The following is a 13,652-nucleotide window of genomic DNA, read 5'->3' as shown; positions in this document are numbered from 1 at the left end:
TTAACTGTACGAGGGGCGATTATTCGCCCCTTATTTTTTGACGCCCCGCCAACCACCTCTCTCCATCAACACTCATGCAACATTAAGAAATCCTTAATGATTGGATAATCATGGCTGTTGCTGTCCAAAAATCGCCCACCATCACAAAACAGCAACATAGCGAATTAACGGCGTTGCTTAACCACCGCCATTCGCTATATGTTAATTTTTGGTTTTGTAAATGTAACCAGGAGTTAATGGTATGTTTTTAAAGATTGGCGTATCCATGGCGACAGCGGCCGTCTTAATCTCTGCTCCGGCCTTCGCGCAGTTCCCGGCAGGCTACCCCGCCGATTATCAAAAGATTGTCGATGCGGCGAAAAAAGAAGGCAAGGTGGTGGTGTATTCCACTACGGATACCAAAGCCGCTGGGCCACTGATCCAGGGGTTTGAAGCGCTGTATCCTGGCATCAAAGTCGAATACAACGATATGAACAGCACCGAGCTGTATAACCGCTATATCAGCGAACAGGCGGCCGGGGGCACCAGTGGTGACGTGGTGTGGAGTTCCTCGATGGATACCGCGCTGAAGCTGGCCACCGACTATGCGCTGGAATATGCCTCGCCAGAACTGGGGCAACTGCCTAAATGGGCCGTGTGGAAAGATAAGGCCTATGGCACGACTTATGAGCCGGTGGTGTTTATCTACAACAAGCGGCTGATCCCACAGGGTGAGGTGCCTGACTCCCATGCTGCGCTGGCCAAGCTGATTGCCAGCCAGCCGGATAAATTCAAAAAGAAAGTCACCACCTATGACATCGAAAAGTCGGGCCTGGGCTTTATGCTTTCGGTGCAAGACTTTAAGGCCGATCCAAACTATTTCGCTACCTTGGCCGATATCGCCAAGGGCGGGTTGGCCGTGCAGTCTTCCACCGGCACCATGATGGAAAGGGTCTCCTCAGGCGAAAACCTGATTGGCTTTAACATCCTGGGGTCCTATGCCGAGGCGCGAGCCAAAACCGATCCTTCACTCGGGATCTCGTATCCCAAAGACTACACGCTGGTGTTGTCACGCGTGACCTTTATCAGCCAGGAAGCGGCCAACAGCAATGCGGCCAAACTGTGGGTGAACTACGTGCTGTCTGAGCAAGGGCAGAACATCCTGGCCAACCAGGCGGATATCCCCTCTATTCGTAACGATATTGAAGGCAAGAACGACATCGATGGTATGACGCAGATGTTGGGCAAGGCGTTGAAACCGATCCCGGTGGACGAAAGCCTGCTGGAATATCTGGAACCCACCAAACGCCTGGACTACATCAAACAATGGCGCACTGCCGCCGCGAAGTGATGATGGGAGGGGGCCCCTCACCCCAACCCTCTCCCACAGGGAGAGGGAGCTAGTACGGAGTTGTGGGTCAGGTGCAGAAGTTAATCTGTGACAGGGTTAATGCTTGGGGTGGGTGCCGTGATTGAGTTGTGGCACATTCAATCCCCTCTCCATGCGGGAGAGAAGTTAATCTGTAACAGGATTAATGCTTGGGCGGGTGCCGTGATTAAGTTGTGGCATATTCAGTCCCCTCTCCATGTGGGAGAGAAGTTAATCTGTACCAGGATTAATGCTTGGGGCGGGTGCCGTGATTGAGTTGTGGCACATTCAGTCCCCTCTCCCTGTGGGAGAGGGTTAGGGTGAGGGGAAATGCACAGCACACTCTCCTGCGTTATCCTTCAGCATGAAGCCTGTATTGCTTAAACAGGGAATTCTACCCCGGTGCATCTCAGGATGCAGGGGATATCACCATCGGGACAGTCTATGAAAGCATTGCGCAACAAGTGGCAGAGTCTGCCGCGCGGCTTGGTGGTGCTGATAACCGCGCTGGTTATCTACGTACCACTGTCGTTTATCGTGATCCAAAGCTTCCTTTCCGCGCCGTTTTTCTCGCCTTCCAAGGTGTTCAGCCTTGAGGCATTCCGCTTTATCTTTACCGACCCGGATTTCTACAAAGCGCTGAAAAGTGGGTTTATTCTGGCATTTGGTCTGGTGGTCATCTCCATTCCGTTAGGCGGTGTGCTGGCGTTCTTGATGGTAAGAACCGATCTGCCGGGCCGCCGCTTTATTGAACCGCTGATCCTGGTACCGATCTTCGTCTCGCCGATGGTGTTGGGCTTTGGCTACGTGGTGGCCGCCGGGCCGGTCGGTTTCTTCTCGCTGTGGGCGGAATCCTTGCTGGGTTTTGTGCCCTGGAATATCTATGCGATGGGCAGCATCGTGGTGATCGCCGGACTCACGCACGTTCCCCACGCTTATCTCTATATTTCATCGGCACTGCGCAGCGTCGGATCGGATGTCGAAGAGGCAGCCCGCACCGCCGGGGCTTCTCCGCTACAGGTGATGACTGCCGTCAGCTTGCCTATGGTACGCCCGTCGATCCTGTATGCCAGCGTGTTACTGTTCTTCCTGGGGCTGGAAGTGTTTGGGCTGATGCTGGTGCTGGGCGATCCGGAAGGTAACCTGGTGCTGGCGACTTACCTGTATCAACTGACCAACAAGCTGGGCACGCCGTCTTACCATCTGATGGCGGCGGTGGCGGTGGTGTTGATCTGCATCACCATTCCGCTGGTGATGCTGCAACGGCGTCTGATGCGTACCGCCAACCGCTTTGTCACGGTCAAGGGAAAAGCCTCACAGGCCCGTGCATTGCCCTTGGGTAAATGGCGCTGGGTCGCCGGTGGCGTGGTGGTCTTGTGGCTTACCGTGACCATCGGTGTTCCGCTGGTGGGCGTGGTGCTGCGTGCCTTTATCTCCAACTGGGGCGTCGGGGTTTCCATTTGGGATGAGCTGTCGCTCAACACCTTCCGCACCATTTGGCAGCAGCCCAACCTGCTGCGGGCGATTGTCAACTCGATGGCGATCGGGGTGTTCGGTGGTGCGCTGGCGGTGGTGTGTTATCTGTTTATCGGCATTGCGATGCACCGTAAACCTGACGGCGTGACCCGTTTTCTGGATTACAGCGTACTGGTGCCGCGAGCCGTGCCTGGCTTACTGGCAGGCCTGGCCTTCCTGTGGGTGTTCTTGTTCCTGCCGATGTGGCTGGATAAATCGCTAAAAGCCGGTTGGCTCTCCGCACTGCCGATCGCCGAATGGTTACGTGAAAACCTGGTGGTGTGGCTACGCTCCCTGCGCAGCACCATCTTTAGCGTCTGGCTGGCTTACACCGTGGTATGGATGGCTTATGGCCTGCGGCTGATCTCATCGACGCTGTTGCAGGTTGCTCCCGAGTTGGAGGAGGCTGCGCGCAGCACCGGAGCCTCTCGCGGGCAGATCACGCGCCATGTGACGATCCCGCTCTCCCGCTATGGCCTGATTGGTTCCTGGTTGTTGATGTTCCTGATCTTCGAACGTGAATATTCCACCGGGGTCTATCTGCTGTCACCGGGTACGGAAACCATAGGTTCCATGCTGGTTTCCCTGTGGGCGGCGGGGGCGATCGATATTGTCGCCGCGCTCTCTTTTATTAACATCCTTCTGGTCGTGTTAGGACTAGGGATTGCCCTGCGATTTGGAGTGAAAATCCATGATTGAGCTTTCGGTAGATAACCTGCACCTGACCTACGGCGATAATCCGGTATTGAAGGGCGTTTCCATGCAACTCAAACGGGGGGAGGTCGTTTCACTGCTCGGGCCGTCAGGCAGTGGCAAAACCACCTTGCTGCGCGCGGTGGCCGGATTGGAAAAACCCACCCAGGGGAAAATCGTCATTGGCAACAATACCGTCTATGACGGTACGGCACGCAGCGAGATCCCGGCGGAAGAACGCAATCTGGGCCTGGTGTTTCAATCCTATGCGTTATGGCCCCACAAAACCGTGTTTGATAACGTGGCCTATCCGCTGAAATTACGCAAAACGCCTGCGGGGGAAATAACTCAGCGTGTGCAGGCGGTACTTGAGCAACTCGGTTTGGGGCAGTTGGGTAAGCGCCATCCCCATCAGCTCTCCGGTGGTCAGCAGCAGCGCGTGGCGATTGGCCGTGCGCTGGTCTATAACCCACCGGTGATCTTGCTGGATGAGCCGCTATCTAACCTGGACGCCAAGCTGCGCGAGGAAGCACGGGTGTTCCTGCGTGAGCTGATCATCAAGCTGGGCCTTTCTGCGCTGATGGTAACCCACGATCAGAACGAAGCGATGGCGATCTCCGATCGGATCCTGCTGCTCAATAACGGCAAGATTGAACAGCAGGGCACGCCACAGGAAATGTACGGCTCACCAGCCACGCTGTTTACCGCCGAATTTATGGGTAGCAACAACCGGCTGTTTGGCAAGGTGACGGAGATCCGTGAAGGCAACGCGCGGATCGAAGGTAAAGACTGGGCGCTGTGGGGCAAGGCCGGGGCTGGGTTAACCACCGGGCAGGAAGCAACGGCGGTGATCCGCGTTGAGCGCGTACGCTTGGGGGAAGATCCGCAAGGCAATCAGATCGCGTTACCCCTGCTGACCAGCATGTACCTAGGCGATCGTTGGGAATATTTGTTCCGCACGGTAGCAGAGGACTTTGTGGTTCGCGCCTATGGCACAGAAGGCCGTGGCCAAGAGATGTGTACGCTGTCTCTGCCCGCCGAACATCTGTGGATTTTCCCCAAGGGCTGATTAACTGAAATGGTTTGCCATTGATAGAGTGTGAAGGGGCGCGCCGAACAGCGCCCCTAATCATTACAATTACAGCTGAGTCAGTTTTTTCACTTCAAGACTGACCAGTTTCCCTTCCAATTCGGCCAGGAAGGCATCGTGGTAAGACATTGCCATGTGCTCTTTCAGCGCTTGCTCAGAAGTCCAGCGTTCGATAAATACGAAAGCGCCCGGATGGCCCTGCTCTTCATGCAAATCATATTGGATACAGCCCGGCTCGGAACGGCTCGGGGCGACCATGGCGCGTACCGCTTTGTCTACCGCAGCACGGTGTTCCGGCATGGCTTTGATCAGGGCGACTACTTTGATTTCACTCATTTTGGTTCCTTGTAAATAACATTAACCACAAAAGAAAGAGAGTTAGACCCATCAGCATTTGCTTCACCTAACAAACGCAGGGTCTATTATGGTGGTCTTGGCGTTAGCGGCAAGTCATTTGCGCATTCGAACTCAATTCGGCTAGCGGGGGCTGAGGGTAAAAATGTGCGCTAGATCATTTTATTTTCGCAAAGTCCCCTCGACATGACAGGCAGCGCATTGCACCTGTTCCTTTTGGTAAAACTTTGGTTTATGCTCGGCTGAAGCGTTTCAGTTATCACTGTTGTTAGTGGAAATGCAGAGTGAGCGGTTGCGATGAGCAACGGGGGTTTGACGAATAATGCAAAGCAGCGATTCACAGCAGGCAGTACGCTAAAGTACTCTAGGCGAGATAATCAGTCTGCGCGATCCTTGAAGTGGAACACCACCGTCAGGGAGCGCCCTTTTTCAGGGAGTAGCATGACCATCCGCATAGCGATAAACGGCTTTGGCCGTATTGGCCGCAGCGTTTTACGCGCACTGTACGAATCGGGACGACGCGCCGAAATTTCCGTCGTCGCCATCAACGAACTGGCACATGCCGAGGGGATGGCCCACCTGCTGAAATATGACTCCAGCCACGGCCGCTTTGCCTGGGATGTGCGCCAGGAATGTGACGTGTTGAGCGTGGGGGATGACAGCATTCGTTTGTTGCATCAGCCAGCGCTGGACCAGTTGCCCTGGGGCGAACTGGGCGTGGATGTGGTGCTGGATTGCAGCGGTGTGTACGGCAGCAGGGCAGATGGCGAAGCTCATCTGGCGGCAGGGGCAAAAAAGGTGCTGTTTGCCCATCCGGGCGGTAACGATCTGGATGCGACCATCGTGTTTGGGGTTAACCACCAAACGCTGCGTGGCGAGCATCGCATCGTGTCCAACGCCTCCTGTACCACCAACTGCATTATTCCGATTATCAAGCTGTTGGACGATGCCTACAGCATTGAGTCCGGCACGGTAACCACCATCCACTCCTCGATGAACGATCAGCCGGTGATAGACGCCTATCATCAGGATTTGCGGCGTACCCGCGCGGCGAGCCAGTCGATTATTCCGGTCGACACCAAGCTGGCAGCGGGCATTACGCGCATCTTCCCGCAGTTTTGCGATCGTTTTGAAGCGATCTCCGTGCGGGTGCCGACGATCAACGTAACGGCCATCGATCTTAGCGTCAGCGTAAGCTCGAAGGTGTTGGTCACAGAGGTAAACCAGCTGTTGCAAAAGGCGGCACAGGGATCATTTCGTGGTATAGTTGACTATACAGAACTACCATTAGTCTCGATTGATTTTAACCATGACCCGCACAGCGCCATCGTTGATGGGACGCAAACCCGGGTCAGCGGACAGCACCTGATCAAGACCTTGGTCTGGTGTGATAACGAATGGGGCTTTGCCAACCGGATGTTGGATACAACACGGGCAATGGCCGCAAGCGGTTTCTAGTAAGGCGCTATCAACGTGGTGTTGATGCGTCGCTCAGGCAACTTTATAGAGAATCAACAAAGAGGGTTCACCATGTCTGTAATTAAGATGACCGATCTGGATCTGGCGGGTAAACGCGTTCTGATCCGTTCCGATCTGAACGTACCAGTGAAAGACGGTAAAGTGACTTCCGATGCGCGTATCCGTGCCTCCCTGCCGACTATCGAAGCTGCGCTGAAACAAGGCGCCCGCGTGATGGTAACTTCCCACCTGGGTCGTCCTACCGAAGGCGAGTACAACGAAGAATTCTCCCTGCTGCCAGTGGTCAACTACCTGAAAGAGCATCTGAAATCCCCAGTCCGTCTGGCGAAAGATTATCTGGAAGGCGTTGACGTTGCAGAAGGTGAACTGGTTGTTCTGGAAAACGTTCGCTTCAACAAAGGCGAGAAGAAAGACGACGAAGTGCTGTCCAAGAAATATGCTGCGCTGTGCGACGTGTATGTGATGGACGCCTTTGGTACCGCACACCGTGCACAGGCTTCTACACATGGCGTGGGCAAATTTGCTCCGGTTGCCTGTGCAGGCCCGCTGCTGTCTGCGGAACTGGAAGCCCTGGGCAAAGCGCTGGGTAACCCGGCTCGCCCAATGGTGGCTATCGTTGGTGGTTCTAAAGTGTCTACCAAACTGACCGTGCTGGATTCTCTGTCCAAGATCGCCGATCAGCTGATCGTGGGTGGCGGCATCGCTAACACCTTCGTGGCGGCGCAAGGGAATAACGTGGGGCAGTCCCTGTACGAACCGGATCTGATCCCGAACGCGCAAAAACTGTTGGAAACCTGCGATATTCCGGTGCCAACCGACGTACGCGTAGCAACCGAGTTCTCTGAAACCGCAGTGGCCACTGTGAAGCAGGCCAACGAGATCCAGGACAACGAGCAAATTCTGGATATGGGCGACGTCTCTGCCGAGCGTCTGGCCGTGATCCTGAAGAACGCCAAAACCATTCTGTGGAATGGCCCGGTTGGCGTATTCGAGTTCCCTAACTTCCGTCGTGGCACCGAAATCGTTGCACGCGCTATCGCAGATAGCGAAGCCTTCTCCATTGCAGGCGGCGGCGACACTCTGGCAGCTATCGATCTGTTCGGTATCGCTGACAAAATTTCCTACATCTCTACCGGCGGCGGCGCCTTCCTGGAGTTCGTTGAAGGGAAACCTCTGCCTGCAGTAGTGATGCTGGAAGAGCGCGCTAAGCAGTAATTCAGATAACGGGGGGCGCAAGCCGCCCGTTTGTTTATGCTCCCCAGCTTGGCTGTGGGAGTAAAAAATCGCTATTTATCCATCGCTACCACTAGCTTGCAGGTTGTAGCTTGCAAGACGACGGGTATACGGCCAACGAAACAGGACAACGTCTAATGTCTAAAATTTTTGATTTCGTAAAACCAGGTGTCATCACAGGTGATGACGTGCAGAAAGTCTTCGCAGTTGCCAAAGAGAACAACTTTGCACTGCCAGCGGTAAACTGCGTGGGTACCGACTCCATCAACGCAGTACTGGAAACAGCAGCCAAGGTGCGTGCTCCAGTAATCGTTCAGTTCTCTAACGGCGGTGCTGGCTTTATCGCGGGTAAAGGCATCAAAACTGACGTGCCACAAGGTGCTGCGATCCTGGGCGCAATCTCTGGCGCACATCACGTGCATCAGATGGCTGAGCATTACGGCGTGCCAGTGATCCTGCACACTGACCACTGCGCGAAGAAACTGCTGCCATGGTTAGACGGCCTGTTGGGCGCGGGTGAGAAGCACTTCGCGGCGACCGGTAAGCCACTGTTCTCTTCACACATGATCGACCTGTCTGAAGAGTCACTGGAAGAAAACATCGAAATTTGCAGTAAGTACCTGACCCGCATGGCGAAGATCGGTATGACCCTGGAAATCGAACTGGGCTGCACCGGCGGTGAAGAAGATGGCGTAGACAACAGCCACATGGACGCTTCTTCCCTGTACACTCAGCCACAAGACGTTGATTACGCGTACGAAAAACTGAACGCTATCAGCCCGCGCTTCACCATCGCTGCCTCTTTCGGCAACGTACACGGTGTTTACAAGCCAGGCAACGTGAAACTGACCCCAACCATTCTGCGTGATTCTCAGGACTATGTTTCCAAGAAACACAACCTGCCGCACAATGCGTTGAACTTCGTGTTCCACGGTGGTTCAGGTTCTACCGCAGCAGAAATCAAAGAAGCGGTCAGCTACGGCGTAGTGAAAATGAACATCGATACCGACACCCAGTGGGCAACTTGGGAAGGTATCCTGAACTATTACAAAAAGAACGAAGGCTATCTGCAGGGCCAACTGGGTAACCCAGAAGGTGCCGACAAGCCGAACAAGAAATACTACGATCCACGCGTATGGACTCGTGCTGCCCAGACTTCCATGATCACCCGTCTGGAACTGGCATTCAAAGAACTGAACGCGGTAGACGTGCTGTAATAGCGTCCCTCCGTTCATGTTGCTAAAAGGCTCCCGAGGGAGCCTTTTCTTTTTTTGTGCAAAGCTATCCAGGCACCCATTAACCCAGTCAGCTACCCCAATAATCCCGCCCCGACGTTAATCGACAGCCCCAGGATCAAGATATTGAAGACAAAAGCGATCACCGATTGCAACAGGGTGATTTTACGCACGTCTGCGGTGCCCACTGCCACGTCGGCGGTTTGGGTAGCCACGGCAATGGTGAAGGAGAAATAGGCGAAGTCCCAATAGTTTGGCTCCGTCAGCTTGCCGGGGAACAATAGCGGTAACACCTCCGTATCGGCCCGCTGGTGGTAAAACAGGTGGGCGTAGTGCATGGTGAAGGCCGTGGGTAACAGCAGCCAGGAAACTACCAGTGTGGAGCCGGTCAGGGCCAGATGCAGCGTTTTCAACGTGCCGCTGACGTGTTTGGCGGTGCTCAATTCAAACAGGATGGCCAGAATGCTCACCACGCAGCCTAAAGTGACCAGCGCCAATACCTGGCTGGCACTCTCGTCCTGCTTGCGTGCCAATTGCCGGGTACGTTGTGGCGTGCAGCCCAGCATCAGGTGCCAAAGGCACAGTAAATAGATCCATGCCATCACGTTCCAACCAATGATCAACCGTTGCAGCCAGAAGAGATGAGCCGGAAGCAGCCCGACGCACAGAAGCCCCACGCCTAACGAAATCAATAATCTGGGGCGCACTTGCCAATAGTGTTTAAGCGAGGTGGAAATGGCGATCACGATAAGCTCTCCTTGTCCCGTAAATTCATTTCTATCATAGTTGAAATCAGGTTAACCCGAGATTTATTCAGGTTATACCCGGTAAAACTGATGGAAAATTTTACCCGTAGTGGTTGGCACTGCGGCAAAATGTTGGTTACCCTTAGCTGTGGTTGGTTTATTGGCCCTGTTTTGCCAGTATATTTTGCTCATTTTCCCCGCACGGGGATGTCAAGTAGGACGTCAGAATGGAAGAACTTAACGTAGTAGAAGGCATTAACAATGCCAGCAGTTGGCTAGTCAACCATCAGGATATGCTGATCCAGTATGCGGTGAATATTGTTGCCGCGATCGTGATTTTCATTATTGGTTCAGTGGTGGCTCGCGTAGTGAGTAATGCGCTCAGCCGCGTGATGAAGCTGCGTGGCATCGATGCCACCGTGGCAGATTTCCTGGCTGCGATGGCGCGTTACAGCATCCTGGCGTTTACCTTTATTGCGGTGCTGGGGCGTATTGGTGTCCAGACCACCTCAGTGATTGCCGTGCTGGGTGCCGCTGGCTTGGCTGTGGGGCTGGCACTACAAGGTTCACTTTCCAACTTTGCGGCCGGTGTGCTGCTGGTAGCCTTCCGCCCTCTGCGGGCTGGTGAGTTTGTCGATTTAGGTGGCGTTTCTGGTACGGTAGATCAGGTGCAGATCTTCTCCACCACGCTGCGTACTTCAGATAACAAAACCATTGTGGTGCCGAACGGTAAAATCATCGCGGGCAATATCATCAACTATTCCCGTGAGCCAAACCGCCGCGTGGATATCGTGGTCGGTGTGGCCTATGACGCCGATATCGATCTGGTGAAGAAAGTGTTGGGCGACGTGATCGCGGCAGATAAGCGCATCATGCACGATAAAGGCGTGACGGTTCGCCTCAGTGAAATGGCACCTTCTTCACTGAACTTTGTGACTCGCTCCTGGACCACCAATGCCGAGTACTGGAACGTGTACTTTGATCTGATGGAAAACTTCAAGCGTCAGTTGGATGCTCACCAGATCGGTATTCCATTCCCGCAAATGGACGTGCATGTCCGCCATGTAGCGAAAGCGGCAGAGCAGCCGGAGTCATGATCTGACGTTCCCTCACCTTGTGTGAGGGAACGGATTTCAATCAAACAAACGGGGCTAACGGATCGGCGGCGGCAAAGGCTACTTCACGTTCTGCCTGTGGGGGATAGATCAACTCGTTGGTAATGGAGACTTTGATTTTCTTTGCCTCTTCTTGGGTGAATTTCACCACCTGATCCCAACCTTCGCTGTAAACCGCGCCCCATGCTCCAAGATCCAGACAGGTAACGTAATTCACCTGGCGGTAGGGCAAGGGGTCAATACCGATCAGATCGGCGGCGACGTTATGGCCGACAAAGCGCCCTAACATAATGGCGTGCTGGCAGGTCATCAGGGCGTGATTGCCTTGATCGTCAGTACTGGCAAAGGCGACATCGCCGGTAGCATAAACTGCGTTCTGCCCAATCACTCTTAAATGCTGATCGACGTGCAGCCTGCCTTGCGGATCGCGCTCACCTGGGATTTGCCGGGTTAACGGGCTGGCCTGTACGCCCACGGTTAAAATCACGGTGCTGGAGGCGATATGTTCGCCGTTTTTCAGCGTCAGCCCGCTCTCATCAATGGCCTTAATCTCGCTATTCAGCCGCCACTCGACGCCTAACTCTAGCGAGGCTTGGCTAATCACGTCGCGCAGTTGCTCGCTGTAACGGCCTCCCGCCACCGGGCTGCGATCGACAACAATCACACGAATTGCAGCAGAGTCACCGAGGATCGCCCGTAAGCGTGCAGGCATTTCGGTGGCCACCTCAATACCGGTAAAGCCGCCGCCACAAACGATGACGGTATTACGTGCGGCGCTGTCAGGCTGATCGGCCAACGCAGCAAGATGCCGCTCCAGGCGGGCTGCGTTCTCCATTTTATCGACGTCGAAGGCGTACTGCTGTGCTCCAGGCAAGGTATGAGCGATGTGGCTACCGGTCGCCATGATCAGGCGATCGTAACGTACGGCAGTCAGTTGGTTCTGTTCGTTGTGGTACCAAACCTGCTGGCTGGCGCTATCAATCTCACTGGCAACCCCGGCGACAAATTTTACCCCGGTTACTGCGAATAATGGCAGCAGCGGAGCGGCGTAGTTCTCCACCTCGGACTCATAGAAACGGGGGCGAATACGCAGCTCTGCCTGAGGGGACAGCACGGTGATCTCGATATCGTGACGACCATAGAGATCGGTTAATCGTGCAGCGCTCAATGCCGCCCACATCCCTGCAAAACCGGCACCCAGGATAAGAATTTGTTGTTTCATGCAGTCACTCCGCTGTTGTTTCATCTGTAAATTGGCTCAATCTTTAACTGCGACTATATTGATCGTAGTTTGTATCATCAAGCCTTTTACACTCAATCGTTAGCAGGTTTTATTTAATTATATGAATTTTATTGTTTTTTAATTTTTTCCGGTGTGGGCGGGATGCTGGCGTTGCATCATTGAGGAGAAGAAATTACTATTTAACTCAGAGTTAATCATGCGGAGAAAACATGGCGTTCTACAGTTCCGGGGTGGAGTATGGCATCCATAGCCTGATGTGTATGGTCGATAGCAAAGGCGAAGGGCGTGAGATGAGCGTGCGCGAAATCGCCGAATTGCAGGGCGTGCCTTATGATTACCTGGCCAAGATATTCACCAAGTTTTCCAAGGCTAAGTTGGTTGAAAGCAGCGAGGGTAAGGGCGGCGGCTTTCGGCTGGCCAAACCGGCCGATCAGATCACCGTACTGGATATCGTGGCGGCTATCGACGGTGAAAAGGCCATCTTCGACTGCAAAGAAATCCGCCAACGCTTGGCCGTCTTTGATGAACCTGCGCCCGACTGGGCCTGTGAAGGCATCTGCGGCGTGCGCCAGGTGATGAATATTGCCCAGCAACGTATGGAAGAGGCGCTATCGCAACATACCGTGCTGGATCTGGTGCGGCGGATGCTGAGAAAGGCACCGGATGTCTTCCCGATCCAGATTGAAGAGTGGATAGATCATCGCCGTAACGATTGAGCATTAGTATTACTGATGCCTGATTAGAAATATCCATTTCCCCTAATAATTTTCTCTTCGTATGATGCGCGTGTTGAACAGCACACGCCGCTTTCCCGGCGCTGATATTTCCAGAAGGAACACCATGTTAGCCATCTATCTGCAAGGCTTTGCCTTGAGCGCCGCGATGATCCTGCCGCTTGGCCCACAAAATGTGTTTGTGATGAATCAGGGGATCCGTCGCCATTATCATCTGATGACCGCCTCGCTGTGCGCGTTGAGCGATATCATTCTGATTTGCGCCGGTATTTTTGGCGGTAGCGCCTTGCTCAGTAGTTCACCTATGCTATTGGCGCTGGTGACCTGGGGCGGCGTTGCTTTCCTGCTGTGGTACGGCTGGGGGGCTTTCCGCACCGCGTTTAGCCAACATATGGAGCTGGCAGCGGCGCAAGAGATGAAGCAAAACCGCTGGCGCATTGTGGTAACCATGTTGGCTGTCACCTGGCTGAACCCACATGTGTACCTCGATACCTTTGTGGTGCTCGGCAGCCTGGGAGGGCAACTGACGCCAGATATTCGTTCCTGGTTTGCCCTTGGCGCGGTCAGCGCTTCGATCGTCTGGTTCTTTGCCTTGGCATTGCTGGCCTCATGGCTGGCGCCGTGGCTGAAAACCCTGACGGCACAACGGATTATCAACGTTCTGGTCGGGCTGGTGATGTGGGTCATTGCGCTACAATTAGCCTGGCATGGGCTAACCTCTAATTGGTAGGAATCGACCATACCAACCCTAGTAGTATTTGAGTCATATTCTTGATTTTTCTATACGAAAAAGCCCGCTTTACGAGAGCGGGCTTTTTATCGCTATGGCTTAACTGCTCAGGCTATTTGCCCTCATCGCTATTGCAA

General features: G+C 54.1%; 12 protein-coding genes. 9 read left to right on the top strand and 3 right to left on the bottom strand.

Annotated features, from left to right (window positions below; translation table 11 throughout):
• Window positions 1-265: 265 nt before the first annotated feature.
• The 3 genes from KGP16_RS21320 (at window position 266) to KGP16_RS21310 (ending at window position 4,625) form a co-directional block, all read left to right on the top strand.
• A complete protein-coding gene (locus KGP16_RS21320) occupies window positions 266-1,330 on the top strand; it encodes an ABC transporter substrate-binding protein (RefSeq protein WP_371822718.1) in 1,065 nt (354 codons plus the stop codon).
• A 462-nt stretch (window positions 1,331-1,792) separates the two neighbouring features.
• Window positions 1,793-3,562: an iron ABC transporter permease gene (locus tag KGP16_RS21315; RefSeq protein WP_074029700.1), complete on the top strand. Its 1,770-nt coding sequence runs from the start codon at window positions 1,793-1,795 to the stop codon at window positions 3,560-3,562.
• Complete coding sequence (locus KGP16_RS21310; protein ID WP_115159292.1) at window positions 3,555-4,625, top strand: ABC transporter ATP-binding protein; 1,071 nt, start codon at window positions 3,555-3,557, stop codon at window positions 4,623-4,625. The genes KGP16_RS21315 and KGP16_RS21310 overlap by 8 nt, the downstream gene beginning before the upstream one ends.
• A 69-nt stretch (window positions 4,626-4,694) precedes the next feature.
• Here the strand turns inward: KGP16_RS21310 and KGP16_RS21305 are convergent, their stop codons facing one another.
• On the bottom strand, window positions 4,695-4,982 hold the full coding sequence (locus KGP16_RS21305) for a putative quinol monooxygenase (protein ID WP_021806219.1): 288 nt from the start codon (window positions 4,980-4,982) through the stop codon (window positions 4,695-4,697).
• Between the two features lie 459 nt (window positions 4,983-5,441).
• On the opposite strand from KGP16_RS21305, the gene epd reads away from it, so the two are divergent.
• The 3 genes from epd to fbaA all read left to right on the top strand — a co-directional run bounded on the left by epd (window position 5,442) and on the right by fbaA (window position 8,929).
• A complete protein-coding gene (gene epd, locus KGP16_RS21300; RefSeq protein ID WP_059201700.1) occupies window positions 5,442-6,458 on the top strand; it encodes an erythrose-4-phosphate dehydrogenase in 1,017 nt (338 codons plus the stop codon).
• Between the two features lie 72 nt (window positions 6,459-6,530).
• Window positions 6,531-7,694: a phosphoglycerate kinase gene (gene pgk / locus KGP16_RS21295; RefSeq protein WP_037375818.1), complete on the top strand. Its 1,164-nt coding sequence runs from the start codon at window positions 6,531-6,533 to the stop codon at window positions 7,692-7,694.
• Between the two features lie 155 nt (window positions 7,695-7,849).
• The gene (fbaA, locus tag KGP16_RS21290; protein ID WP_223500300.1) at window positions 7,850-8,929 is read left to right on the top strand and encodes a class II fructose-bisphosphate aldolase; all 1,080 of its coding nucleotides are present in this window, start codon (window positions 7,850-7,852) and stop codon (window positions 8,927-8,929) included.
• 92 nt (window positions 8,930-9,021) lie between these two features.
• Here the strand turns inward: fbaA and KGP16_RS21285 are convergent, their stop codons facing one another.
• Window positions 9,022-9,690, bottom strand: coding sequence for a DUF1345 domain-containing protein (locus KGP16_RS21285; RefSeq protein WP_037375815.1), 669 nt, complete (start codon window positions 9,688-9,690; stop codon window positions 9,022-9,024).
• A gap of 230 nt (window positions 9,691-9,920) precedes the next feature.
• On the opposite strand from KGP16_RS21285, the gene mscS reads away from it, so the two are divergent.
• Window positions 9,921-10,790 carry a small-conductance mechanosensitive channel MscS gene (mscS, locus tag KGP16_RS21280; RefSeq protein ID WP_223500299.1) on the top strand — a complete coding sequence of 290 codons (870 nt, stop codon included), beginning with the start codon at window positions 9,921-9,923 and terminating at the stop codon, window positions 10,788-10,790.
• A gap of 40 nt (window positions 10,791-10,830) precedes the next feature.
• On the opposite strand, the gene KGP16_RS21275 is transcribed toward mscS, so the two are convergent.
• A complete protein-coding gene (locus tag KGP16_RS21275) occupies window positions 10,831-12,030 on the bottom strand; it encodes an NAD(P)/FAD-dependent oxidoreductase (RefSeq protein WP_209522761.1) in 1,200 nt (399 codons plus the stop codon).
• Between the two features lie 230 nt (window positions 12,031-12,260).
• On the opposite strand from KGP16_RS21275, the gene KGP16_RS21270 reads away from it, so the two are divergent.
• Both KGP16_RS21270 and argO read left to right on the top strand, forming a co-directional pair.
• The gene (locus tag KGP16_RS21270; protein WP_021806214.1) at window positions 12,261-12,767 is read left to right on the top strand and encodes an Rrf2 family transcriptional regulator; all 507 of its coding nucleotides are present in this window, start codon (window positions 12,261-12,263) and stop codon (window positions 12,765-12,767) included.
• A gap of 124 nt (window positions 12,768-12,891) precedes the next feature.
• The gene (gene argO, locus KGP16_RS21265) at window positions 12,892-13,515 is read left to right on the top strand and encodes an arginine exporter ArgO (RefSeq protein ID WP_021806213.1); all 624 of its coding nucleotides are present in this window, start codon (window positions 12,892-12,894) and stop codon (window positions 13,513-13,515) included.
• Window positions 13,516-13,652 lie beyond the last annotated feature (137 nt).

The sequence above is a fragment of the Serratia sp. JSRIV006 genome, assembly GCF_019968685.1.
Lineage (GTDB): Bacteria > Pseudomonadota > Gammaproteobacteria > Enterobacterales > Enterobacteriaceae > Chania > Chania fonticola_B.
The sequence above is the reverse complement of the archived record's forward strand: the minus strand, read 5'-3'. Positions and strand labels throughout refer to the sequence as shown.